At 72.2% G+C, this 23430-nt stretch carries 25 protein-coding genes; 14 read left to right on the top strand and 11 right to left on the bottom strand.

Annotated elements, in window-relative coordinates; genetic code table 11:
• Positions 1 to 14 precede the first annotated feature (14 nt).
• The 3 genes from OO68_RS08085 to OO68_RS08075 all read right to left on the bottom strand — a co-directional run bounded on the left by OO68_RS08085 (position 15) and on the right by OO68_RS08075 (position 2530).
• A complete protein-coding gene (locus OO68_RS08085) occupies positions 15 to 1040 on the bottom strand; it encodes a LacI family DNA-binding transcriptional regulator (protein WP_033307436.1) in 1026 nt (341 codons plus the stop codon).
• 209 nt (positions 1041 to 1249) lie between these two features.
• The gene (locus tag OO68_RS08080; RefSeq protein WP_033307435.1) at positions 1250 to 1453 is read right to left on the bottom strand and encodes a DUF5999 family protein; all 204 of its coding nucleotides are present in this window, start codon (positions 1451 to 1453) and stop codon (positions 1250 to 1252) included.
• 492 nt (positions 1454 to 1945) lie between these two features.
• Positions 1946 to 2530, bottom strand: coding sequence for a hypothetical protein (locus OO68_RS08075; RefSeq protein ID WP_033307434.1), 585 nt, complete (start codon positions 2528 to 2530; stop codon positions 1946 to 1948).
• Positions 2531 to 3075: 545 nt separating this feature from the next.
• Here OO68_RS08075 and OO68_RS08070 point away from each other — a divergent pair.
• Together OO68_RS08070 and OO68_RS08065 are read left to right on the top strand one after the other, a co-directional pair.
• Positions 3076 to 4593: a glutamate-cysteine ligase family protein gene (locus OO68_RS08070; RefSeq protein ID WP_033307433.1), complete on the top strand. Its 1518-nt coding sequence runs from the start codon at positions 3076 to 3078 to the stop codon at positions 4591 to 4593.
• 69 nt (positions 4594 to 4662) lie between these two features.
• Positions 4663 to 5463: a CPBP family intramembrane glutamic endopeptidase gene (locus OO68_RS08065; protein WP_033307432.1), complete on the top strand. Its 801-nt coding sequence runs from the start codon at positions 4663 to 4665 to the stop codon at positions 5461 to 5463.
• Between the two features lie 52 nt (positions 5464 to 5515).
• On the opposite strand, the gene OO68_RS08060 is transcribed toward OO68_RS08065, so the two are convergent.
• Positions 5516 to 6334 (bottom strand): PhzF family phenazine biosynthesis protein, encoded by an 819-nt coding sequence (locus OO68_RS08060; RefSeq protein ID WP_033307431.1) that lies wholly within the window; start codon positions 6332 to 6334, stop codon positions 5516 to 5518.
• 177 nt (positions 6335 to 6511) lie between these two features.
• On the opposite strand from OO68_RS08060, the gene OO68_RS43820 reads away from it, so the two are divergent.
• Positions 6512 to 7135 (top strand): PadR family transcriptional regulator, encoded by a 624-nt coding sequence (locus OO68_RS43820; RefSeq protein WP_078625221.1) that lies wholly within the window; start codon positions 6512 to 6514, stop codon positions 7133 to 7135.
• A 62-nt stretch (positions 7136 to 7197) separates the two neighbouring features.
• On the opposite strand, the gene OO68_RS08050 is transcribed toward OO68_RS43820, so the two are convergent.
• A complete protein-coding gene (locus tag OO68_RS08050; protein WP_033307429.1) occupies positions 7198 to 7626 on the bottom strand; it encodes a type II toxin-antitoxin system Rv0910 family toxin in 429 nt (142 codons plus the stop codon).
• A gap of 224 nt (positions 7627 to 7850) precedes the next feature.
• Here OO68_RS08050 and OO68_RS08045 point away from each other — a divergent pair, with 224 nt between their 5' ends.
• From OO68_RS08045 to OO68_RS08035, 3 genes are all read left to right on the top strand, one after another.
• The gene (locus OO68_RS08045) at positions 7851 to 8399 is read left to right on the top strand and encodes a Clp protease N-terminal domain-containing protein (protein WP_033307428.1); all 549 of its coding nucleotides are present in this window, start codon (positions 7851 to 7853) and stop codon (positions 8397 to 8399) included.
• Between the two features lie 123 nt (positions 8400 to 8522).
• Positions 8523 to 9527: an EamA family transporter gene (locus OO68_RS08040; RefSeq protein WP_033307427.1), complete on the top strand. Its 1005-nt coding sequence runs from the start codon at positions 8523 to 8525 to the stop codon at positions 9525 to 9527.
• Between the two features lie 229 nt (positions 9528 to 9756).
• Positions 9757 to 10710: a DMT family transporter gene (locus tag OO68_RS08035; RefSeq protein WP_033307426.1), complete on the top strand. Its 954-nt coding sequence runs from the start codon at positions 9757 to 9759 to the stop codon at positions 10708 to 10710.
• 61 nt (positions 10711 to 10771) lie between these two features.
• On the opposite strand, the gene OO68_RS08030 is transcribed toward OO68_RS08035, so the two are convergent.
• The gene (locus tag OO68_RS08030) at positions 10772 to 11404 is read right to left on the bottom strand and encodes an FMN-binding negative transcriptional regulator (RefSeq protein ID WP_033307425.1); all 633 of its coding nucleotides are present in this window, start codon (positions 11402 to 11404) and stop codon (positions 10772 to 10774) included.
• The gene (locus tag OO68_RS08025) at positions 11404 to 12090 is read right to left on the bottom strand and encodes a pyridoxamine 5'-phosphate oxidase family protein (protein WP_033307424.1); all 687 of its coding nucleotides are present in this window, start codon (positions 12088 to 12090) and stop codon (positions 11404 to 11406) included. Before OO68_RS08025 ends, OO68_RS08030 begins: the two co-directional genes overlap by 1 nt.
• A gap of 35 nt (positions 12091 to 12125) precedes the next feature.
• Between OO68_RS08025 and OO68_RS08020 the strand changes: the two genes are divergently transcribed.
• Positions 12126 to 13457 (top strand): aminotransferase class I/II-fold pyridoxal phosphate-dependent enzyme, encoded by a 1332-nt coding sequence (locus tag OO68_RS08020; RefSeq protein WP_033307423.1) that lies wholly within the window; start codon positions 12126 to 12128, stop codon positions 13455 to 13457.
• A gap of 779 nt (positions 13458 to 14236) precedes the next feature.
• On the opposite strand, the gene OO68_RS08015 is transcribed toward OO68_RS08020, so the two are convergent.
• On the bottom strand, positions 14237 to 15181 hold the full coding sequence (locus tag OO68_RS08015; RefSeq protein WP_051814532.1) for a DMT family transporter: 945 nt from the start codon (positions 15179 to 15181) through the stop codon (positions 14237 to 14239).
• Between the two features lie 75 nt (positions 15182 to 15256).
• Between OO68_RS08015 and OO68_RS08010 the strand changes: the two genes are divergently transcribed.
• Positions 15257 to 16159, top strand: a complete 903-nt coding sequence (locus OO68_RS08010; protein WP_033307422.1) for a LysR family transcriptional regulator — start codon at positions 15257 to 15259, stop codon at positions 16157 to 16159.
• Between the two features lie 51 nt (positions 16160 to 16210).
• On the opposite strand, the gene OO68_RS08005 is transcribed toward OO68_RS08010, so the two are convergent.
• The gene (locus OO68_RS08005; protein WP_033307421.1) at positions 16211 to 16681 is read right to left on the bottom strand and encodes a pyridoxamine 5'-phosphate oxidase family protein; all 471 of its coding nucleotides are present in this window, start codon (positions 16679 to 16681) and stop codon (positions 16211 to 16213) included.
• A 134-nt stretch (positions 16682 to 16815) separates the two neighbouring features.
• Here OO68_RS08005 and OO68_RS08000 point away from each other — a divergent pair, with 134 nt between their 5' ends.
• Positions 16816 to 17466: a cysteine hydrolase family protein gene (locus OO68_RS08000; RefSeq protein WP_033307420.1), complete on the top strand. Its 651-nt coding sequence runs from the start codon at positions 16816 to 16818 to the stop codon at positions 17464 to 17466.
• Here OO68_RS08000 and OO68_RS07995 read toward each other — a convergent pair.
• A complete protein-coding gene (locus tag OO68_RS07995; protein ID WP_033307419.1) occupies positions 17453 to 17941 on the bottom strand; it encodes a Rieske (2Fe-2S) protein in 489 nt (162 codons plus the stop codon). The genes OO68_RS08000 and OO68_RS07995 overlap by 14 nt on opposite strands.
• A gap of 197 nt (positions 17942 to 18138) precedes the next feature.
• Here OO68_RS07995 and OO68_RS07990 point away from each other — a divergent pair, with 197 nt between their 5' ends.
• Both OO68_RS07990 and OO68_RS07985 read left to right on the top strand, forming a co-directional pair.
• On the top strand, positions 18139 to 18894 hold the full coding sequence (locus OO68_RS07990) for a HipA family kinase (RefSeq protein ID WP_033307418.1): 756 nt from the start codon (positions 18139 to 18141) through the stop codon (positions 18892 to 18894).
• Positions 18891 to 19304 (top strand): DUF3037 domain-containing protein, encoded by a 414-nt coding sequence (locus OO68_RS07985; protein ID WP_033307417.1) that lies wholly within the window; start codon positions 18891 to 18893, stop codon positions 19302 to 19304. Before OO68_RS07990 ends, OO68_RS07985 begins: the two co-directional genes overlap by 4 nt.
• Positions 19305 to 19323: 19 nt before the next feature.
• On the opposite strand, the gene OO68_RS07980 is transcribed toward OO68_RS07985, so the two are convergent.
• Positions 19324 to 19830 carry an excalibur calcium-binding protein gene (locus OO68_RS07980; protein WP_033307416.1) on the bottom strand — a complete coding sequence of 169 codons (507 nt, stop codon included), beginning with the start codon at positions 19828 to 19830 and terminating at the stop codon, positions 19324 to 19326.
• A gap of 230 nt (positions 19831 to 20060) precedes the next feature.
• Here OO68_RS07980 and fabG point away from each other — a divergent pair, with 230 nt between their 5' ends.
• From fabG to OO68_RS07965, 3 genes are all read left to right on the top strand, one after another.
• Positions 20061 to 20822 (top strand): 3-oxoacyl-ACP reductase FabG, encoded by a 762-nt coding sequence (fabG, locus tag OO68_RS07975; RefSeq protein WP_033307415.1) that lies wholly within the window; start codon positions 20061 to 20063, stop codon positions 20820 to 20822.
• 12 nt (positions 20823 to 20834) lie between these two features.
• On the top strand, positions 20835 to 21593 hold the full coding sequence (locus OO68_RS07970; protein WP_033307414.1) for an SDR family oxidoreductase: 759 nt from the start codon (positions 20835 to 20837) through the stop codon (positions 21591 to 21593).
• A gap of 200 nt (positions 21594 to 21793) precedes the next feature.
• A complete protein-coding gene (locus OO68_RS07965) occupies positions 21794 to 23380 on the top strand; it encodes an ABC transporter substrate-binding protein (protein ID WP_033307413.1) in 1587 nt (528 codons plus the stop codon).
• The last annotated feature ends 50 nt before the right edge of the window (positions 23381 to 23430 follow it).

Genomic DNA, 23430 nt, shown 5'->3' with positions numbered 1-23430 from the left:
TCCGCAAGCCGGAGTCAGGCCGGAGGCGCGGTGCTTGCCCGGACCACCAGGTCGGTGCCCAGTTCCACCCGCGGTGAGTCCGGCTGCTCGTCGCGGGTCAGCCGGAGCACTGTGCGCACGGCGAGTTTGCCCATGTCCGCCAGGGGCTGGCGGACCGTCGTCAGCGGCGGGGCCGACCAGCGGACTTCCGGGAGGTCGTCGAAGCCGACCACGCTCATGTCCTGCGGCACTCGCAGCCCGCGCCGGCGCAGCGCCTCGATCGCGCCGAGTGCCATCTGGTCACTGGCCGCGAACAGGGCGGTCGGCGGCTCGGGGAGGCCGAGCAGGGCGGTGCAGGCGGTGAACCCGGACTCCGGGCGGAAGTCGCCGGGGACGACGAGGGACGCGTCCGGGGTGATGCCGGCCCCCTCCAGGGCCGCGCGGTAGCCGTCCAGGCGGGCCCGGGAGCACAGCAGGCGGGGCGGGCCGGCGATCAGGCCGATCCGGCGGTGGCCGAGGGACAGCAGGTGTTCGGTGGCCGCGAGGCCGCCCGACCAGTTCGCCGCGCCGATCGTGGGGGCGTCCAGGGCGGGGGAGCCCGCCGGGTCGACGACCACCAGGGGCACGCCGAGGATCCGCAGCTCCTCGTGCAGCGTGGGCTCCAGCGCCGACGTCACGAGGATGACGCCGTCGGAGGCGCGGGCCCTCAGGTTGCGCATCCACTCGCGGGCGTCGCCCGAGCGCCCGTGGATGGCCGACACCACCGTGCCCACCCCGGCGGCGTGCGCGACCTCCTCTACCCCGCGGATGATCTCCACGGCCCAGGGGCTGTCGAGGTCGTTGAAGACCAGGTCGAGCAGGGCGGCACGGGCGCCCTGGGCCGCGGGACGCCTGCGGTAGCCGTGGCGGCGCAGGAGCTCCTCGACCCGGGCCCGGGTACGCGGCGACACGTCGGACCGGCCGTTGACGACCCGGGACACCGTCGGTACGGACACGCCGGCCTGCCGGGCGATCTCCGTGATCGTGACCTTGCCCCCGGCGTCGGCCTCACGTGCTCCCACTTGCCCCACCTCCGTCAACGGGTGACCGCGAAACTTCCAGAAGTCTTCCGGAAAACGGGCATCCGTGGGAAGGCGTACGAGCCGGGAACGGCGCGTCGTGAGGAGTGACGGTGAGTGACGACCCCCGGACATGCGTCGGGGCCGGTTCGCAGGGTGTCCTGCGGCCGGCCCCTCATGTGTGCCGGCGGGCGTCACCCCGCCGAGCGGCCTCAGGCGGCCGTCATCACCTGGCCGGCCAGCGGACGGTGCGGGGCGATGGCCCGGCCGTCCGGCAGGAGCTCGCCGGTGTCCTCGAAGAGCACCACGCCGTTGCACAGCAGGCTCCATCCCTGCTCCGGGTGGTGCGCCACGAGGCGGGCGGATTCCCGGTCGGCGGATTCTGCTGAGGGGCACTGGGTCTGGTGCTGGCACATGGGTGGGATCTTTCGCTGGGTCGAGATGGACGATGAGACTGAGCTGGCTGCGTCGGCTGTCGTGTCTGTTCCGCGGCTAGAAGTGTCGTTCATGGCCGCCCCCCGTTGTGATAAGTCGTCGGAACCCAGTGTTGCCCCACGGGCGTCAATCCGCAGGGATTTCGCGGCACCGCTTCTCACAGGTTGATGACGCATCACCCGCGCGGACGGTTCATCCCAACTGCACTGTCCCTTCGGGTGGTTCGCAGTGGCCGAATGGGGCTAGTCCGCTCGGGCGGGCGACTATTCCGGCTCGTACGAGCCATTCGGTGCTCGTACGAGCGATCGTGCGGGCGAGAAACCGATCGCGTGAGCGGGGATGTGGTCGTGTGAGCGGAAAGCGGGCGGCCGGGCGGGCCATTGGCGGCGGGAGGGGAAACAAGCGAGACGAAACACCCCGCCGCCGGAAATCGGCGACGGGGTGCGAGGGGGGAGAGGGGGCCGCGCGGCGCTTCAGGCGGGTGAGCCGAGCAGTCTGGTGGGAGTGGCCCGGTGGGTCAGCACCGGGAGGAGTTCGGCGACGCGGTGCGGGCGATGGGCCGCGATGCCGGGAGGCGCGGGCGCCAGCGGGACGAGCAGGTCGGTGGCGGCGGGGTGGCCTGCGGCACCGTCCGCGCTGCAGTCCTCGTGCAGCCAGAGCGTCAGCATGTACAGGCCGGGCACCGACAGCAGGCGGGGCTGGTACGGCTGCGGCATCGTCTCCGCCTGGCGCAGCGCGCGCTCGGTGGAGGTGATGTACGGGCCCTCGAAGAAGTGGGAGAAGGTCCAGCCGTCGGGAGTCAGCATGGTCTCCGCCGCGGCCACGGCGCGGTCGCCGCAGCGGATCAGGAAGCGCCACCCGGCCAGCCGGGTCGCGGACACGCCCTCGGCCGTCACATGGTCGAGGACGTGCACGGGCAGGGGGAGCTCGGGTGTGGCGGGTCCCTGGGTGCCGAGCAGGGAGGGAGTGCGGGCTTCGCGGACCGCGGTGGGAGAGGAGAGCGCGGTGAGGACGGAACGGAGTGCGGGCGCGGGAGCCGGAGGGACATGCAGCGGCATGGTGGGTCGCCTCTCATTCAAAAGGCACGGTGGCGCGAGGGCGGGGGCGGACGGCGCTGTCAGCTCACGAGGGTAGAGAGGCAGGGGCCGGGGTCATGTGAACGAGAGGGGGGTGGGGTCCGCGTCGCCTCGACGGCAGGACCCATCGACCGTGGGCGCCAACCTTCTGCCTTGTTCGCGGAGTTTATATGACACGGGTTCCGACTGTGTTTCGTCTAGCCGTTTCCGGTGAGTAGAACAAGGGTACATTCGGTCGGCGATACGCGAGAATCATCCTGATTTCAGGTGGGGGTGCATGCGGTGACCTCGGCGAATGCCCGCGAACCGGTCGGCCCATTCTCGTCGGCGTTTTTCACGAGTTCCTGGGGCCCGAAACCTGTCCTGTGCGTCATGCCGAGTGAATGTGCCACCGGTCACTCGTGACCAGCGTAGCGGCCGACGGGTCCGGCCGGGACGTTATCGATCGCTTTCGCTGGGCATCCTCCACCTGACCGGGACCCCGGCGGCCCTGGATCCTGGCACGCACCACCGAGGAAGGACGTCCGATGGGGGAGAAGGTCGCGGCAGGCCGGTTCGACCTGTCCGATCGCCAGCGCTACCGTGACAAGCTGCGTCAGTGCCTGACGGGCTTGGAGCGACTCCTGGCGGAGAAGCGGTTCGATCGCCCCAGGAACCTCATGGGGCTGGAGATCGAGCTGAATCTCGCGGGCGCCGACGGCATGCCGAAAATGTTGAACGGGCAAGTCCTCGAACGCATCGCGAGCCGTGATTTCCAAACAGAACTCGCCATGTTCAATCTGGAAGTCAACATTCCTCCACACCCTCTGGGGGGCCGGGTATTCGACCGCCTCGCGGAAGAACTCCGTACGTCACTGGCATATGCCGACCGGAAAGCCGGCGAGGTCGACGCGGGGATTGTGATGATCGGTATTCTGCCGACTCTCGACCGTGACGACCTGGTGTCGTCGAACCTCTCCGACGTCGACCGGTACACCCTCCTCAACGACCAGATCGTGGCCGCCCGCGGCGAGGAGTTCACGCTCGACATCGAGGGCGTGGAGCACCTGAGCTGCACCTCGAAGTCCATCGCGCCGGAGGCCGCCTGCACCTCCGTGCAACTGCACCTCCAGGTGACCCCGGCCCGCTTCTCCGACGTGTGGAACGCGGCCCAGGCGGTCGCCGCCGCGCAGATCGCCGTCGGCGCGAACTCGCCCTTCCTCTTCGGCCGTGAGCTGTGGCGCGAGTCGCGGCCCCCGCTGTTCCAGCAGTCCACCGACACCCGCCCGCCCGAGCTCCAGGCCCAGGGCGTGCGGCCGCGCACCTGGTTCGGGGAGCGCTGGGTCACCTCGGCGTACGACCTCTTCGAGGAGAACCTGCGCTACTACCCGGCCCTGCTGCCGATCTGCGACGACGAGGACCCGCTCGAGGTGCTCGACCGGGGCGGCACGCCGTCCCTCGCCGAACTCGTCCTGCACAACGGCACGATCTACCGCTGGAACCGCCCGGTCTACGGCATCGCCGACGGTGTCCCGCACCTGCGCGTGGAGAACCGCGTGCTGCCGGCCGGGCCCACGGTCATCGACGTCGTCGCCAACGCGGCCTTCTTCTACGGCGTCGTCCGGGCCCTCGCCGAGGAGTCCCGGCCGGTCTGGACGCGGCTGCCGTTCGCGGCTGCCGCCGCCAACTTCGACGCCGCGTGCAAGGACGGCATCGACGCCCGCTTCACCTGGCCCCGGCGCGGCCGTTACAGCGGCACCACCCAGGTCGACGCCGTGAGCCTGATCCGCGACGAACTGCTGCCGCTCGCCGAGACCGGACTGGACGCCTGGGGAGTCGAGCCGGCCGACCGTGATCTGTACCTGGGCGTGATCGAGGAGCGGTGCCGGCGCAGGGTGAACGGGGCGAGCTGGCAGGCCGCCACGTTCCACAAGGCACTGGACGCGGGCCTCTCCCGGGGCGACGCGCTGGCCGCCACGACCCGGCGGTACCGCGAGCTGATGCACAAGGGCGACCCGGTCCACACCTGGCCCGTGGGTGTGCCGGAGCCGGTGTCGCCGGACTGACCGCCGCCGTCGGGCCGGCCTCCCCCTGCCGCCATACTGATCCGACACGTCGGTGAAGTGGAGGCAGGTGTGCAGGCGGAGGCGAGTCCGGTGGGCGGTTCCATTCCCCAGCAGGGGCTCTCACGGCGGATGCTCCGCAACGAGACGCTGCTGGTCCTCGCGCTGTCGCTGGGCGCGAGCGGAGTGTCCGCGCTGATCAGCTTCATCGGGTCGGTCACCAAGCCGGGCGGCCTCAAGGACCAGGCGGCCACGATGAACGCCTCGGCCGCGCCCGGCCGGCCCTGGCTCGACCTCGCCTGGCAGCTCTTCGGCATCACCACCGCGCTCGTTCCCGTCGCGCTCGTCGCGCACTTCCTGCTGCGCGAGGGCGCGAGCCTGCGCACGATCGGCTTCGACCGCACCCGGCCGTGGTTCGATCTCGGCCGCGGGGCGGCGATCGCGGCGGTCATCGGCAGCACCGGCATCGCCTTCTACCTCGCGGCCCGGGGGCTCGGCTTCAACCTCACCGTGGTGCCCGAGGCGCTGCCGGCGGTGTGGTGGAAGTACCCCGTGCTGGTCCTCGCGGCGATCCAGAACGCGGTGCTGGAGGAGGTGATCGTCGTCGGCTACCTGCTGCGGCGCCTGGACCGGCTGGGCTGGACTCCGACGGCCGCGCTGGCCGGCAGCGCCGTGCTGCGCGGTTCGTACCACCTCTACCAGGGCATCGGCGGCTTCATCGGGAACATGGTCATGGGCGTCGTCTTCGTCTGCCTCTACCGGCGCTGGGGGCGTGTCGGTCCGCTCGTGGTGGCCCACTCGCTGCTCGACATCGGGGCGTTCGTCGGGTACGCGCTGCTGGCGGGCAAGGTGGGCTGGCTGCCCACGGCGTGACGCGCTGCGGAAGGGGGCGTACGACGGTGTCGTACGCCCCCTTAGCCGTTGCTCAGGTCAGCAGGTCGCCCTCGATGACGGTGACCGCGCTGCCGGTCAGCAGGGTGCGGTCGCCGCGCAGCTCCGTTCGGACGCGGCCGGAGCGCGGGGAGGCCTGGAGCCCGGTGAGGCCGGCGCGGCCCAGGCGCTCGGACCAGAACGGCGCAAGCGCGGTGTGGGCGCTGCCGGTCACCGGGTCCTCGTCGATGCCGACGTTCGGGAAGAAGCAGCGCGAGACGAAGTCGTAGCCACGGGCGGGGTCCTCGGCGCGGGCGGTGGCGATGACGCCGCGCTCGGAGTGGGCGGCGAGGGCCTTCAGGTCGGGGGCGAGGCCGTGCACCGTCTTCTCGTCGGCGACCTCGACGAGCAGGTCGCTTACGTTCGGGCCGGTGTCGAGGACCGTGAGTGGGTCGGTGCCCAGCGCCTCGGCCAGGCCGTCGGGCGGGTCGACGCGGGTGAGCGGGGCCGTCGGGAAGTCCAGTGTCACGGAGCCGTCCCCGCCGGGCGTGGCGACGAGGACGCCGCTGCGGGTGGCAAACCGTACCGGGCCCTCGTGGGCGCCGGTCGTGTGCAGGACGTGGGCGGTGGCGAGGGTCGCGTGGCCGCACATCGCGACCTCGGTGGCCGGCGTGAACCAGCGCAGGGCCCAGTCGGCCTCGGCACCCTCGGGGAGCGGGTGGGCGAAGGCCGTCTCGGCGTGGTTGACCTCCAGGGCGACGTTCTGCAGCCAGGTGTCGTCCGGGAAGGCGTGCGCGCCGGTCAGGAGCAGGACTCCGGCCGGGTTGCCGGAGAAGGGGCGATCGGTGAAGGCGTCGACGATTCGGATCCGCATGCCCTGACGCTATGGCTCCCACGAACCCGCAGGCCAAGGCCAATACGCGAGCACTGGACCGGTTCTGCGGGCGCTCCGGGCGGTGGAGGGCGCGGTGGAGGGTCTTGTCGTTCGCGCATTACCGATATATCGGTGAAGCATCGCGACAGATCAACGATGGAATGGAGAGTGGTTGCGATGCGTACCCATGGATTCGAGCGTGGACATGGACACGGCGGCCCGCACGGTCGGGGTGGCTTCGAGGGGTTGCGTGCGGCCTTCGGTCCGTTCGGGCCGGGTGGCCCCGGCTGGGGCGGGCCCGGTGGGCCGGGCTTCGGTCCCGGCCCCTGGGGTGGACGAGGGCGCGGGGGGCCGAGGGGGAGGGCGCGGCGCGGTGACGTACGCGCCTCGATCCTGGCCCTGCTCAAGGACCGGCCGATGCACGGCTACGAGATGATCCAGGAGATCGCCGAGCGCAGCGGCGGGGCGTGGAAGCCCAGCCCCGGCTCGGTGTACCCGACCCTCCAGCTGCTGGAGGACGAGGGGCTGATCGCCAGCGCGTCCGAGGGCGGCAAGAAGCTGTTCTCGCTCACCGAGGCGGGCCGCGAGGCCGCCGAGGAGGGGCCCGAGGCGCCCTGGGAGGAGGCCTCGCGCGGGGTCGACTGGGAGGCCCTGGGTGAGATCCGCCAGGCCGGCTTCGGGCTGATGGAGGCCTTCGGCCAGGTCTGGAAGACGGGCAGCAAGGAGCAGCGGGAGAAGGCGCTGGGCGTCATCAACGAAGCCCGCAAGAAGCTGTATCTCATCCTCGCCGACGAGGACTGACCCTCGTCGCGGGACGGGCGCCCCCGGCCTCTCCGGGGGCGCCCTTGCGTGCCGGAGCGGGGTCAGGTGACCAGGCCGTCCAGCTTGCGCAGCGACTCGTGCAGGGCCGCCGTGGCCGAGTCCTTCAGCTTGCCGGCCATCAGGGACACCGTCGCGCCCGTGAACTCGCCGTCGATGCGGACCCTCGTGGCGTCGCCGTCGGGTGTGAGGGTGTAGCGCGTCGCCACGGTCACGGCCATCGGGCCCTTGCCGCGGATCGCGAGCACACGTGCCGGTTCCAGCGCCTCGACGGTCCACGCCACCTCGGCCGGGAAGTTCATGAGCCGCATGTTCTCCTGGAACGTCGCGCCCAGCTCCAGGGGTTCCGGGCCGCCCGCCGGGAAGCTCGTGTGGGTCGCGTTCCACTCGCCGTAGGCGGGCCAGTCCGTGAGCCTCGCCCACACCTTCTCGGCCGGTGCCCCGATGCGTGCCTCCGCGCTGACTTCGGCCATGCGACCACCTCTTCGTGTCGGGGCTGGGTGTCGCGGAACGTAGCCGCGGCGGCCGCAATGTTCAATACTGACGAACTGTCAGTCGCACGGAGGCCTCCACCTGAATCTGCCTGATCTCCTCCGTAAGGAGGAGATTCCGCTCGCAATAGTCCACTTCCCGTGGGACGCGAAGATGCTTCCCTCCGGGGATGACCCGGGTCCGCGGGGCTGATGAGGTAGAGGATGTGCAACCCCTTATCCCCCGGCAGTCGGCCCATGAGCACGGCATTCAGCGCGTGGACAACGATGCCAGGCTCAGTGACGAGCTGGCATCGGTGGTCGGCGGTGCCCGGCGCCGGGCCGTCCGGGACGGGGACCGGCAGATCGACACCGCCCATCTGCTCCACTCACTGCTGGAGTCCGACCCCGAGGCGCGTTCCGTCTTCGGCGAGGGGTCGCAGATCGCCCGGCTGCTCGGCTACCTCGTCCAGCGCAGCATCGGCTACGGCCTGCGCTGGCAGAACGGCGTCGAGGACTCCGGCGCCGTCCCCGTGGTGACGGAGACGGCGGGCTTCTCCCCGCTCGCCGCCGGGTGCATGGAGTACGCCTGCGAACGCGCCGCCGGGCGCGGCGGACCTGCTCGCGGCACCGACCTGCTCGCGGCGATCGTGGCCGACCCGCAGGCGCGCGCGGTCGAGGTGCTCGAACGGGCCGGCATCGATCCGCGCGAGGTGTTCGCCCGGCTCGACGGCCGGTCCGGCCTCACCGGGGAGTGCGGCGAAGCCGCGCTCTGAGCGACAGTCGCCCTCTGAGCCCGCAGCCGCCCTCTGATGGGCGGCCCCTGGGGCGGTCCGCCGCGTCCAGGCAGTGAGACAGGTGTCATAGGGGATGACGCTCCTGTCACGGCCTGCCATCATGTGCCCGTGCGTACCTCTGACAGCAGCGTGAACGGACGCGGCAGGGGTGTGGGGCTCGGCCTCGCGCTCCTGTCCGCGGTGGCCTTCGGCGGATCCGGTGTCGCGGCCAAGCCGCTGATCGAGGCGGGCCTGGACCCGCTGCACGTGGTGTGGCTGCGCGTGGCCGGGGCTGCCCTGGTCATGCTGCCGCTCGCCGTGCGCCATCGCGCGCTGCTGCGGCGGCGGCCCGGGCTGCTCGCCGGGTTCGGGCTGCTCGCCGTCGCGGGCGTCCAGGCCTTCTACTTCGCGGCGCTCTCCCGGATCCCCGTCGGCGTGGCGCTGCTCATCGAGTACCTGGCACCCGCGCTCGTGCTCTGCTGGGTGCGGTTCGTGCAGAAGCGGCCCGTGACGCGTGCCGCGGCCGTCGGTGTCGTGCTCGCGGTCGGCGGACTCGCCTGTGTCGTCGAGGTCTGGTCGGGCCTGAGCTTCGACCCCGTCGGGCTGCTGCTCGCGCTCGGCGCGGCCTGCTGCCAGGTCGGCTACTTCGTCCTGTCCGACCAGGGCAGCGACGCCGGGGAGGAGGCGCCCGACCCGCTGGGCGTCATCGCCTACGGTCTGATCGTCGGCGCGGCCGTGCTGACCGTCGTCGCCCGGCCCTGGACCATGGACTGGTCGGTGCTCCAGGGCACCGCGAGCATGGACGGCAGGCCCGTCGCCGCCGTCGTCCTGCTGGCGTGGATCGTCCTCGTCGCCACCGTCGTCGCCTACGTCACCGGTGTGGTCTCCGTACGCCGGCTCTCCCCGCAGGTCGCGGGTGTCGTGGCCTGCCTCGAAGCGGTCATCGCCACCGTCCTGGCCTGGGTCCTGCTCGGCGAGCACCTCTCGGCACCGCAGATCGCCGGTGGTGCGATCGTGCTGGCGGGCGCGTTCATCGCGCAGTCCTCGACGCCCTCGAAGGGGTCCACGCAGCCGGTCGCGAGCGGCGGCCCGGAAAGGGAATTGTCCCGGCGCGGAACCAGCGCATAGGGTGCCGATCATGCCTTCGAACGCACTCGTTCTTCCGCCTCCGGCCGCCTGAGGCGGGCCCTCCGGACACCGCGCCCGGCGTTTCGCCGCCGCCGCGCAGAACGGTGCTGCCCGCAGACGAAGTCCGTGGACCCCTGATCCCGAACGATCCGGGGTTCTTCCCGAACTTCCGCGCACCCGCCGCCGCTTGTCGCGTGTCGTGTGCCGTGCGCGTCTGCGGAGAGAACACGTGTCGAACACTGCCTTCGGCCTGCCCGTCGGGCGAGGCCTCCTCTATCTGATCGTCGCCGGTGTCGCCTGGGGCACCGCCGGCGCGGCCGCCTCCCTGGTCTACCGGGCCAGCGACATGGGGCCCGTCGCCCTTTCCTTCTGGCGCTGCGCCGCAGGCCTTGTGCTGCTGCTCGCCGTCCGCCTGCTGCGGCCCCGCGCCGGAACTCCCGTGCGTGAACCGCTCGGCCGCCGGGCGCTGCGGGCCGGGGTCACCGGGCTCGGGCTCGCCGTCTTCCAGACCGCGTACTTCGCGGCCGTCTCCGCCACCGGACTCGCCGTGGCCACCGTCGTCACCCTGGGGGCGGGGCCCGTCCTCATCGCGCTCGGCGCCCGGCTGACCCTGGCCGAGCGGCTGGGCCGGGGCGGAGCCGTCGCCGTCACGGGTGCCCTCGCCGGGCTCGCGGTCCTCGTCCTCGGGGGAGGGAGCACGACTGTACGTCCTGGGGGTGTGCTGCTCGCGTTGCTGTCCGCGGCCGGGTACAGCGCGATGACCCTGCTCACCCGCTGGTGGGGCCGCGACGGCGAGACCGACGCCGCGCGGACGACCGCCGGGGCCTTCGCCGTCACGAGCCTGTGCCTGCTGCCGTTCGCCCTGGCGGAGGGACTGCTGCCGCACACCGGGGAGCCCGGCCGGCTCCTGCTCCTGCTGGTCTACGTCGCCGCCGTCCCCACCGCGCTCGCCTACGGCCTCTACTTCGCGGGCGCGGCCGTCGTGCGGTCCGCCACCGTCTCGGTGATCATGCTGCTCGAACCGGTGAGCGCGGCGGTGCTCGCCGTCGTCCTGCTCGGCGAGCACCTCACGGCGGCGACGCTGGCCGGGACCCTGCTGATGCTGGGCTCGGTGGCGGGCCTCGCGGTGGGGGAGGCGCGAGGCGCCCGGACGCGCGAGGAGGCGGTGACGGTCGCCGTGTGAGGCGGTGGCAGCCGTGTGAGGCGGTGAGGCGGGTGGCGGCCTTGTGGCGCGGGGCCGCGGCCTAGGCCTGCTGCCTGCGCAGGAGGTGGTCGCGAGCCCTTGCGTCACCCGGGCCGCCGCGGGCCGCGAGGCTCGTGGCGATCCGGTCCCGGACCTCGGTCGGCCTGTGGTTCGCGTACTTGAACTTCGCCCGCACGTCCGTCACTTCGAGGCGCAGGACGCGAATGCCGGCCAGCATCCTGCCGTACGGGGCCTCATCCACCGCAGCCCGTGCGGAGCCGCCCCGCGGCTGGAAGTGGTCGACCTGGCGGTTGAGCAGTACGGCCTTCTCCGCCGGACCGTCCACGACGTGGGCGCGGCAGCGGAGCTGCACGGCCGTGTAGAAGCTCGTAGGGGTGCCGTGCTCGGGCGGGACGTCCGGGGCGGCCTGCCAGGGCCCGGGTACGAACACGTAGTCGTCGACCACGCTCAGCAGGACGTCCGGGTCGGCCACCAGCGCGGGCCAGAGCGGGTTGGGGCGGGCGAGATGGGTGACGATCTCGCGGTCCCCGGCGTCGTAGGCGAAGTGCAGGGGCTGGACGTGGGGTGGTTCGCCGGGCAGGCCGTTGACGGCGAGCTGGCCGAAGTCGTGACCGGCCAGCCACTGCTGCCACTCGGCGTCGTCGCGGGGCGCGTCCCAGGGGTGGATCAGCATCACAGGGCCCCGAGGTAGCCGGGCAGTTCGGTGCCGGGGGCCAGGTCGGGGTCGGACACCGGGGTGCCGTAGGTGCGACGCACCGGGACGACGCCGGCCCAGTGGGGGAGGGCGAGGTCCTCCGGTTCGTCGTTCACGCCGCCGGTGCGCAGCTTCGCGGAGACCTCGTCCAGCTCCAGGCGGATCACGGCGGTCGCGGCGAGTTCCTTCTTGTTGGCGGGGCGCGAGTCGGCGGAGCGGCCGGGCACGACGTGGTCGACCAGCGCGTCCAGGGCCTGCCGCTTCTCCTCGGGGTCCGTCACGTCGTGGGCGACGCCGTGCACCACGACCGAGCGGTAGTTGATCGAGTGGTGGAAGGCCGAGCGGGCCAGGACCAGACCGTCGACGTGCGTGACCGTCAGGCAGACCTCGAGGCCCGGGTCGGCCTGACCGGCCGCCCGCAGCGGACGCGAGCCCGTCGAGCCGTGTACGTACAGCCGCTCGCCGACCCGGGCGTACAGCGTGGGCAGCACGACCGGTGCGCCGTCGCGGACGAAACCGAGGTGGCAGACGTAGGCCTCGTCGAGTATCGCGTGCACCAGGTCCTTGTCGTACGAGGCCCGGTCCGGGGAGCGGGTGGGGACGGTGCGGTCGGTCGGGGTGTAGCCGGTCTCGGGCTGCGACGGCGTCTGCGCGGTCCCCTGCATGGCGCTCTCCATTGCACTAGTGCATACTTGGCTTTGTGCTAGGAGAGTATCCGATCAGTGGGCGTCGCGCAGCGGACATTTCCGCGAGCATCGAGCGCGCGGTGGGGGCCGGTCAGCTGCGGCCGGGGCAACTGCTGCCTCCCATGCGGGAGTTGGCGGAGCGGCTGGGGGTGAATCCCAACACGGTCGCGGCCGCGTACCGGACCCTGCGCGAGCGCGGGGTCATCGAGACCGCGGGCCGGCGGGGCAGCCGGGTGCGGCCGGCGCCGGCGACGACCGGGCGGGAGCACTTCAGGGTGGACGTCCCTGAGGGCGTGCGGGACGTCGCGCAGGGCAATCCGGACCCGGCGCTGCTGCCGCCGCTCGCGGGTGCGTTCGCGGCGGCGGCCGCCGAGGGCGACCGGGCGCCCGTGCTCTACGGGGACACCGCCGTGGAGCCGGAGCTGGCCCGGCTCGCGCGGGCCGGCCTCGACGCCGACGGGGTGCCGGAAGGGCCGGTCGCCGTCGTCTCCGGGGCGCTGGACGGCGTCGAACGGGTGCTGGCGGCCCACCTCAAGCCCGGCGACACCGTCGCCGTCGAGGACCCCGGCTGGGGCCGCACGCTCGATCTCGTGCCGGCGCTCGGACTGCGGACCGTCCCGGTGGGGGTCGACGACGAGGGGCCGCGCGCGGAGGACGTGCGCCGGGTGCTGGAGGCCGGGGCGCGCGCCCTGATCGTGACGGACCGGGCGCAGAACCCGACCGGCGCGGCGGTGAGCGCGCCGCGCGCGCGTGCCCTGCGGGCCGTGCTCCGGGAGCACCCGGAGGTCCTGCTGATCGAGGACGACCACGGGCACGGCATCGTCGACGTGCCCCTGCACCCGTTGGCCGGAGTCACCCGGCACTGGGCGTTCGTCCGCTCGGCGGCCAAGGCCTACGGCCCCGATCTGCGGCTCGCCCTGCTCACGGGAGACGCCCTCACCGTGGACCGGGTCCTGGGACGGCACCGGCTCGGCCCCGGCTGGGTCAGCCGGCTGATGCAGCGGGCCCTGGTACGGCTGTGGGCCGACGATGTGGTGGACACGGCCGAGGTGGCGGCGTCGTACGGGAGGCGGCGGGACGCGCTGATCGACGCGCTCGAACGGCGCGGTGTCGTCGCGCACGGGCGCAGCGGCATGAACGTGTGGGTGCCCGTGCCGGACGAGACCGGCGCCGTCGCCCGGCTGCTGCACGCCGGCTGGGCCGTGGCCCCCGGAGCCCGCTTCCGGCTGGCCGCCCCGCCCGGCATCCGGGTCACCGTCTCGACCCTCGCCGGGACCGAGATCGAGACGCTGGCCGACGCCATCACCTCAGCCGTCGGTCCCGCTCCGGCGCGGAGCTACGACTGAGACAGGGCCTCGGGCCGACGGCGGAGACGGGGCTGGGTCGCGGGCCCTGGTGCGGAACTACGACTGGGGTGCGGCTCCCGGCCCCGGGCCTGCGCGCGGCTACGGCCGTGACTGCGGGACCCGTGTGCGGTCAGGACGGAGTCGCGGCCGAGGGCGCCTGAGCCGCAGCGGCCTGGGACGCGAGGGGCGGCGACTGAGCCGCGGTGCAGGCCCTCGGCCCTCGCACGGCCGGACCGAGACGCAGCCCGAGGGTGGGGCCCCTGCTGAGCTGACACCGAGGCGGCGGGCAAGGCGCGTTGCCCTGCGGAGCTTGGCCCGGACGCCGGCCCGGGGGCTGTGCGTCCTCGCGCAGTCGGCATTGAGTCGTGTCCCCATGGGGCTGGAACGCAGGGACTCGGGCTGGGGCTTCCGGGCTCGCGAGGGGCGACGATGGGGACACGGCGTCGGCCGTCCGCCCGCGCGCGGCCACGGCAGGGACGCAGTCGGCCCCCTGCGGAGCCGGAACCGCCGTGGGGCGCAGGCGTCTGCCCGTGCGCGGCCGTGCCGGGACGCCGCCCTGGTGTTGAGCCCCTGCTGAGCTGACACCGAGGCGGCGGGCAAGGCGCGTTGCCCTGCGAGGCTTGGCCCGGACGCCGGCCCGGGGGCCGTGCGTCCGCGTGCGGCCACGGCTGGGCCCTGTCGTTTGGATCGGGCCGCAGGAGATCGACGGCGCTGATCAGCGCCGGTGAGCGGGGTCTGGTGCGTGCAGCTGCAAGGCGGAGGAGGGCGTCGACGCGGAGCTACGGGCGGGGCTTCGGGCGGAGCTGGGTGAGGGCCGCTCCCGTCAGGACGATCGCCGCACCGACCGGGGTCGACCACGTGAGCGTCTCGCCGAGGAGGGCCACGCCCGCGGCCGTGGCGATGACCGGGATGAAGTACGTGACCATCTGGGCGGTCGTCGGGCCAACCTCGGCGACCAGGCCGTACTGGAGGAGCACCGCCAGACCCGTGCCCAGTGCGCCCAGGGCGGCGATCGCCAGCAGAGGCCCGAAGGACATGCGGGTGGGCAGGGTCGTGAACAGCGGGGTGACGACCGCCAGCTGGACCGTCGCGAGCAGCAGCTGGGCTCCGGTCATCGACAGGTGGGAGTCGCCGGTCCCGGCCAGGGTCCGGCGGACGTAGATCCAGCCGATCGGGTAGCTGAGGGAGCCGAGCAGGGCCAGTGCCGTCCCGGTGGCGTCCAGGCCGTGGAAGCCCTGCCAGGCGCCCAGCACCGTGAGCACCCCGAGGAAGCCGAGCCCGAGCCCGGCGACCCGGACCCGGGTCGGGCGGTCCTCCGACAGGGCGATCAGCGACAGCGCCATGCCCCACAGCGGTGAGGTCGCGTTGCAGATGCCCGCCAGCGTGGACGGGATGGTCAGCTCCGCGTACGCGAACAGCGAGAACGGCAGGGCGTTGAGCAGGAACGCGGCGACCGTCAGATGCCCCCAGACCCGGACCCCGCGCGGCAGCCGCTCGCGGCGCACCGCCATCGCGGCGGCCAGCACCGCCGTGCCGAACAGCAGCCGGCCGAGCGTCACCTGGAACGGCGCGTACGCCCCGGTGCCCACCTTGATGAGGAGGAAGCTGAAGCCCCAGATCAGGGACAGGGCGGCGAACCGGAGGCGCCAGTCGAGGCGGTGGCGGCGGGCCGGGGCGGACGGGGCGCCGGCGAGCCGGCCGGCCGGTGTGGTGACGGTGCTCATGGCAGCCACGATGTGGCACCGGAACCTCGTAGCACAATCGAGATTTCGCACCCGGTACTGCGTAGCATTGCTTACATGTTGAATCTGGAGCGCCTGCGCACCCTCGATGCCCTCGCCCGGCACGGCTCGGTCAGCGGCGCGGCCGAGGGGCTGCACATCACCACGTCCGCCGTCTCGCAGCAGCTCTCCAAGCTGGAACGGGAGGTCGGACAGCAGCTCCTCGCCAAGAACGGGCGGGGCGTGCGGCTCACCGACGCGGGCCGGCTGCTCGCCGAGCACGCCGCACGCATCCTGTCCCAGGTCGAACTCGCCCAGTCGGACTTGGAGGCGCAGCGCGGACAGGTCGTCGGCGAGCTCAGGCTGTCGGCGTTCCCGACTGCCGCGCGGGGGCTGTTCCCCCACGCACTGGCTGCGCTGCGCGAGCAGCACCCCGCGCTCCGCCTGCGCTCCTGCGAGCTCGAACCGGAGCTCGGCATCGCCGGGGTCGTGCGCGGCGACCTCGACCTCGCCGTGGTGCTCGACTGGTACAACAAGCCGATGGCGCTGCCCGACGGGCTGGTCAAGGCGTCGATCCTGGACGACCCGGCCGAGGTCGCCATGCCGGTGGCCCACCGGCTCGCGGCGCGCGAGGAGGTGGATCTCGCCGAGTTCGCCGACGACGAGTGGATCACCTGGGGCGAGGGCGAGTTCTGCCACGAGTGGCTGATGTTCACCCTGCGCTCCAAGGGCGTCGAACCGATCGTCGGCCACCGCGCCGCCGAGAACCACACCCAGCTGGCGCTGGTCGCCGCGGGGCTCGGGGTGTGCATCGCCCCTGTGCTCGGCCGCCGTCCCGTGCCCGCCGGGGTCGTGACCGTGCCCCTCAGACAGCGGGTCCGGCGGCACGTGTACGTCGTCTGGCGCGCGGACGCGGACCGCCGCCCGTCGATCCGGGCGGCGGTGCAGGCCTTGCGCGCGGCGGGGGAGAGCGCCGGCTGAGGTCCCGGCAGCGGCTGCTGCCCGGGCCGCGGCCGGAGCTGCGGGGAGCGGCTACTGCCCGGCGAGTTTGCGGAAGTCCCAGGAGACGATCTTCTCCGGCGTCAGCCGGATCCAGGCGTGCCGGCCGTCGTGCGGCATCTCCTCCAGGCTGAAGTTCTTCCGCGCGAACAGCGTCTCCGGGACGTCGAGTTCGGCGCGCAGCTCGCCCGTGCGCGGTATCTCGCCCACGAACTCGACCGTGCCGGACAGCTCGGCGCCGCGCAGCTCGTCGTACTCCTCGCCGGTGTCGACCACGATCGCCACCCTCGGGTCGCGCCGCAGGTCGGTCCAGCGCTTGCTGCGCACGACCGAGTACAGCCACATCGACGCGCCGTCCCAGGCGAACCACAGCGTGCTCACGTGCGGCGCCCCGCCGGACGACACCGTGGCGACCCGGCAGGTGCGCTGGGTGGTCAGGAAGTCGTCCAGCTCGCCCGGCGTCATCATGATCTTCCGGCCTCTGCGCTGCTGCGTGACGGTCATGCGCCCCCTCTTTCTCCCACGTCGTGCCAGAGGAGATCCTCTGACATCACGTCAGAAAAGGATGAGTGCTCTTCCGTCCGTGCGCAATGGTGGTTACGCTCGCCCGCCCGTCCGCCGGTGACAGGGGGAAACCCGTGCCCTCGTACGAAGCGCTCAGCGAACTCCTCGAACCGCGCACCACCGTGCTGCTCACCGTCGAGTGCCAGGAGGGCGTCGTCGGGGAGGACAGCGCCCTGCCCGAACTCGCCGAACAGGCACGCGCCGGCGGTGCTCTCGCCAACGTCGCCCGTCTGGTGGCTGCCGCTCACACCGGGGGCGTCCAGGTGGTGCACGCCGTCGCCGAGCGCCGCCCCGACGGCCGCGGCGCCAACAGCAACGCCCGTCTGTTCCGCGCCGCCGCCCGGCTGCCCGTCCAGCAGCTGGCGGGCACACCGGCGGTGCGAGTGGTCGCCCCGATCGAGGTCGCCGAGGAGGACCTCGTCGTACGGCGGCTGCACGGGCTGTCACCCCTCACGGGCACCGACGTCGACCCGCTGCTGCGCAACCTCGGCTGCCGCACGCTGATCGTGACCGGGGTCTCAGCCAACGTGGCCGTGCCGAACGCAGTGTTCGACGCCGTGAACCGCGGCTACACCGTCGTCGTCCCGGCGGACGCCATCGCGGGGGTGCCGTCCGACTACACCCCCGCGATGATCCGCCACACCCTCGCGTTGGTCGCCACGGTCGCGACCACGGACGAGGTGCTGGCGTGCCTGGAGCGATGGGGCGGAATCAGGCGAGCGTGATGGAGTCGCCGTTCACCGTCACCTTCTTCGCCTCCAGCGGCTTGACCGCGGGGCCCTTCTTCACACTGCCGTCGAGGACGGAGAACTGACTGCCGTGGCAGGCGCAGGAGATGACGTCGTCCTTGAGGTCCACCATCGGACAGTTCTGGTGGGTGCAGATCGTCGAGAAGGCCTTGTAGTCGCCCGCGGCCGGCTGCGAGACCACCACCTTCTCGTCCTTGAAGATCTTGCCGCTGCCTTCGGGGATGTCGGTGGTCTTCGCGAGCGCCGCACCACCGGCTCCCGCTCCGGCGGACGAGCCGCCCCCTTCGTTCGTCGCGCCGCCGCCGGCGGCGCCCTGTTCGGTGGACGGGTCGGACGCCTTGTCGTCCGACCCGCACGCCGTCAGCGCCACGGTGAGCCCCGCCGCGCCAACCGCCGCCACGACGGTGCGGCGGCTCGGTCCCGACATCGGCTGAACTGATTCGCTGGTCATGCTGACGTTCCTTCCGGGGGTTTCGTGATCTGCGGAGAGGTACGGCCCTTGCGGACCGGCTGTTCAGACACTCCCGAAATCCTGGCCCGTTCGCGGAAGGACACGGGTAAAGCGGAGCTGTCGGTTGGCTGTCGGGTTCCGGCCCGGTGCCGCGAGGCCATCGCCGCGACCGCCGCGTACGTCAGTAACCTGGGACGATGCTCAAGGAAGTGATCGCGACCCGATTCATCGCGCCCCTGCGCGAGGGCGGTTCGCTGCCGGGCCTGGTCGAGGCCGACGACTCCGGCACCTACGTCCTGAAGTTCACCGGTGCGGGACAGGGTCGCAAGACACTGGTCGCCGAGGTCGTCTGCGGCGAACTCGCCCGCCGGCTCGGGCTGCGGATGCCGCGCCTGGTCACCGTCGACCTCGACCCGGAGCTGGGTCTCGGTGAACCGGACGAGCAGGTGCAGAGCCTGCTGAGGTCCAGCGGCGGCACCAACCTCGGCATGGACTTCCTCTCCGGCGCGCTCGGGTTCGACCCGCTCGCGTTCCCGGTGAGCCCCGAAGAGGCAGGCCGGGTGGTCTGGTTCGACGCGCTGATCAACAACGTCGACCGGTCCTGGCGCAATCCCAACCTGCTGAGGTGGCGGGGCGAGCTGTGGCTCGTCGACCACGGCGCGACGATGATCTGGCACCACAACTGGCCCGGCGTGGACGCCTCCGCCGCCCGCCCGTACGACGCCTCCGAGCACGCGCTGGCGTCCTTCGCGCCCGATGTCGCCTCTGCCGCGGCCGAGTTGGCGCCCCTGGTCACGGACGAACTCCTCGCCGACGTCACCGCACAGATCCCGGACGCCTGGCTCACGGACGAGCCGGGCTTCGCCGCGCCGGACGACCTGAGGCAGGCTTATGCGCGCCCGCTGCTCGCCCGGGCCGCCGTCATCCACGACCGCATCCAGGGGCTGAAGTGAACGACCGGCACATCATCAAGGGCGGACCGCGGGACCGCCACGTCTACGAGTACGCCGTCCTGCGCGTCGTCCCGCGCATCGAACGCGGCGAGTGCGTCAACGCCGGGGTCCTCGTCTACTGCCGCGCCGAGGCGTACGTCGGTGCCCGCACCCACCTCGACGAGACCCGCCTGCTGGCCCTCGACCCCCGGGCCGACGTGGCCGGGGTCCGGGCCGCCCTGAGCGCGGTCGAAAGCCTCTGCGCGGGCGGCTCCGCGGCCGGCCAGGCAGCGTCCGACGACCCGGGCCGCCGCTTCCGCTGGCTCGTCGCCCCCCGCTCCACGATCGTCCAGCCCGGCCCCGTGCACACCGGCCTGACCACGGACCCGGCGGCGGAGACCGAGCGGTTGCTGGACCTGCTGGTGCGGTGACGGACACCGCGCCGGTACGTCAGTGCCTGCGGCGGCGTCTCACCAGGCAGCCGGCCGCGAGGACGGCACCCGCCGCGAAGGTCAGGCCGATCCCCGTCTCCCAGTCGCTCGGCCCCCAGGACACCGCACCCCCGGCCCCGCCCCGCACACCGCGGGAAGGGGCGGTCGTGGGCGCCGTGGTGCCGGGCACTGACGGGCTCGCGGACCCGGACGGGCTGACGGACGGGCTAGCGGTCGGGGAGGGGCTCACCGACGGGGAAGGGCCGGCGGAGGCGAACGGCCGGACGGGGGAGATGACGCCCGAGCCCACGCGGGGCAACGCCTCGCACGCGATGCCGTCGTCCGGACCCGGGTCCTCGTCGAGTCGGTGGGGGTCGCCCGGTTCCGCTTCGAAGGCGGCCTGCGCGTCCTCCTGGAAGGCGAAATCACGGCAGTCCAGGTCCTGCCGGGCATGAGCGGGGTCGGCCAGCGGCACGATCGCGGCGATCGCGAACAGCGTGCCGATGGCACCGGTGCGACGGCGCATGGAGCGCCTCCCTTCCGGCCACGGGTGGCTCGCGCTCCGACGCTAGGCGCCGAGCGGTGCGGCGGCGCGTGTCCGTAGGCCGATCGGGTGTCCCGGACGGTGCCGCCGGGCAGGGTGGGCCCGGGTGATGGATCACATGCCGCCTCCGGCCGTTGACACCGCGTGCCAGGGCTTCTAGCGTCACACCCACTGAAGGTACTAAGCGGTCGCTCACCTGAGGAGTAGCAGTCATGTCCACCACTGAGCAGCGGGTCGCCGTCGTGACCGGTGCCGCGCGCGGCATCGGTGCCGCCACCGCCGTACGACTGGCCGCCGAGGGCCGCGCGGTCGCCGTGCTCGACCTCGACGAGGCGGCCTGCAAGGACACCGTCGAGAAGATCACCGCCGCGGGCGGCAAGGCCCTCGCGGTCGGATGCGACGTCTCGGACGAGGCACAGGTCGAGGCGGCCGTCGCCCGGATCGCCCAGGAGCTCGGCGCGCCGACGATCCTGGTCAACAACGCGGGCGTGCTGCGCGACAACCTGCTGTTCAAGATGAGCGTCTCCGACTGGGACACCGTCATGAACGTGCACCTGCGCGGCGCCTTCCTGATGTCCAAGGCCTGCCAGAAGCACATGGTGGACGCGGGCTTCGGCCGGATCGTCAACCTGTCGTCGTCGTCCGCGCTCGGCAACCGCGGCCAGGTGAACTACTCGGCCGCCAAGGCGGGCCTGCAGGGCTTCACCAAGACCCTGGCCAAGGAACTCGGCAAGTTCGGCGTCACCGCCAACTCCGTCGCCCCCGGTTTCATCGCCACCGAGATGACCAAGGCCACCGCCGACCGCGTCGGCATGGGCTTCGAGGACTTCAAGGCCGCCGCCGCCACCCAGATCCCGGTGGCCCGGGTCGGCGAGCCGGAGGACATCGCCAACGCCATCGCCTTCTTCACCGGCGAGGCGGCCGGGTTCGTCTCCGGCCAGGTGCTGTACGTGGCCGGCGGACCGCTCGACTAAGGGACGATGAACATGACTTCCGTGGAACTTTCCGGCAAGGTCGCCCTCGTCACGGGCGCCAGCCGCGGCATCGGCTACGGCGTCGCCGAGGCCCTCGTCGCGCGTGGTGACCGCGTGTGCATCACCGGCCGCAACGAGGACGCCCTCAAGGAGGCCGTCGAGCAGCTCGGTGCCGACCGCGCGGTCTACGTGGCGGGCAAGGCGCACGACGAGGCCCACCAGGCCGTCGCCGTCGAGCGCACGATGGAGGCCTTCGGGCGCGTCGACTACCTGGTCAACAACGCGGGCACGAACCCGGTGTTCGGGCCGATCGCCGACCTCGACCTGAACGTCGCCCGCAAGGTCTTCGAGACCAACGTCGTCTCGGCCCTCGGCTTCGCCCAGCGCACGTGGCACGCCTGGCAGAAGGACAACGGCGGAGCGATCGTCAACATCGCCTCCGTCGCGGGCCTGTCGCCCTCGCCCTTCATCGGCGCGTACGGCGTCAGCAAGGCCGCGATGATCAACCTGACCGTGCAGCTCGCGCACGAGTTCGCACCCAAGGTCCGGGTCAACGCGATCGCCCCGGCCGTCGTGAAGACCAAGTTCGCCCAGGCCCTGTACGAGGGCCGGGAGGAGGAGGCCGCCGCGGCCTACCCGCTGGGCCGGCTGGGCGTGCCCTCCGACATCGGCGGCGCAGCCGCGTTCCTCACCTCCGAGCAGTCCGACTGGGTCACCGGCCAGACGCTCGTGGTGGACGGCGGCATCTTCCTCAACGCCGGAACCGGCTGACGAGGACCGCGCACGCGGACCGGCACGGGCGCCCGTTGACACAAACGGCGCCCGTGCCGGCGGTAAAAGCACCGCAAAGCGCGATGACAACGTCGTCAAAGGTTTATCGATCAAGAAGTCATGAACCGGGGAGGGTCAGCGGGCGCGGCACTGCGGTATGGTCTGCCGACCCTTGGTATGGCAGATCGAGGAGCGTGCGCGTGTTCAAGCGGAACCGGTGCCTGTGGCAGGTGGCGGCCATCGCGTCCATATCGTCCCTGCTCGCCGGGTGCGGCGTGCTGTCGTCCGACACCCCGGAGGACGAAGGGCCGATCGTCGTGGGTACCACCAGCTCGCCCAGCACGCTCGACCCTGCCGCGTCGTGGGACAGCTCCTGGGAGCTGTTCCGCAACATCTACCAGACGCTGCTGAGCTATCCGACGGGCGCGAGCACGCCCCAGCCGGACGCCGCCGAGAGCTGCGGCTTCAGCGACTCCTCGAACCAGGTCTACCGCTGCGAGCTGCGCGAAGGCCTGAAGTTCTCCAACGGCGACGCGCTCGACGCCCAGGCCGTGAAGTACTCGTTCGACCGGATCCGCAAGATCAACGTCAACGGCGGCCCCGCCGGTCTGCTGGGCAGCCTGGAGCGGGTCCAGGCGCCCAACGACCGCGAGGTGATCTTCCACCTCAACAAGCCCGACGCGACCTTCCCGTTCGTGCTCGCCACCCCCGCCATGTCGATCGTGTCCCCGCAGGCCTATCCGCGGGACAGCCTGCGCAAGGACGGCGACGTGGTCGGGTCCGGGCCGTACACCCTCGACTCGTACACCGAGGGCAAGGAGGCCGTCCTCGTCCGCAACGACTCCTACACGGGCTACGCCGAGCGCCGGAACGACGCGGTGACCGTCCGCTACTTCCAGGACTCGGGCACCATGGTGAAGGCCCTGCGGGACAAGGACATCGACGTCACCTACCGCGGCCTGGCCGCCGGAGACGTCGTCGACCTCCAGAGCAAGTCCTCCAAGGACGAGGAGATCCAGCTCGTCGAGGGCACCGGCACCGACATCAACTACCTGGTGTTCAACCCGAAGGACTCCTGGGCGAACAAGAAGGCCGTGCGCCAGGCCATCGCGCAGGTCGTCGACCGGGCGGCGATCGCCCACAAGGTCTACAAGGACACCGTCGACCCGCTCTACTCCATGGTCCCCAAGGGCCTCACGGGCCACACCACGGGCTTCTTCGACGACTACGGCGACCCGGACGTCGCCAAGGCCCGCAAGATCCTCACCGGGGCGGGCATCAACCAGCGCGTCCCGCTCACCTTCTGGTACACGAGCGACCGCTACGGCTCCGAGACCGCTGGGGAGTTCAAGGAGCTGGAGCGCCAGCTCGAAGCCTCCGGGCTGTTCACGATCAGTCTGAAGAGCCGCCCCTGGAAGACCTACGTCGAGGGTTACCAGAAGGGCGAGTACCCCGTGTTCGGGCGTGGCTGGTTCCCCGACTTCCCGGACGCCGAGAACTTCATCGCGCCGTTCGTCGGCGACCAGAACGCCCTCGGCACGCCCTACCCGGCCCCCGAGATCACCGGCGATCTGCTGCCCCGCTCGCGCCGCGAGAGCGACCGCGCGAGTGTGGAGAAGGAGTTCGAGGAGGCCCAGCGGATCCTCGTGGAGGACGCGCGACTGCTGCCGCTGTGGCAGGGCCGGCAGTACGTGGCGGCGAGCCGGGACGTCTCGGGCGCCGAGCGGGCCCTGGACCCGTCGACGATCATGATGTTGTGGGAGCTGCACCGCAAGACCGCCTGGTAGCGCGTCGGCCTCGGGCTCTCCCGGGCACGGTGTCAGTGGTCGCCTGTAGG

Source organism: Streptomyces iakyrus (assembly GCF_000717055.1).
GTDB lineage: Bacteria > Actinomycetota > Actinomycetes > Streptomycetales > Streptomycetaceae > Streptomyces > Streptomyces iakyrus.
The sequence above is the reverse complement of the archived record's forward strand: the minus strand, read 5'-3'. Positions and strand labels throughout refer to the sequence as shown.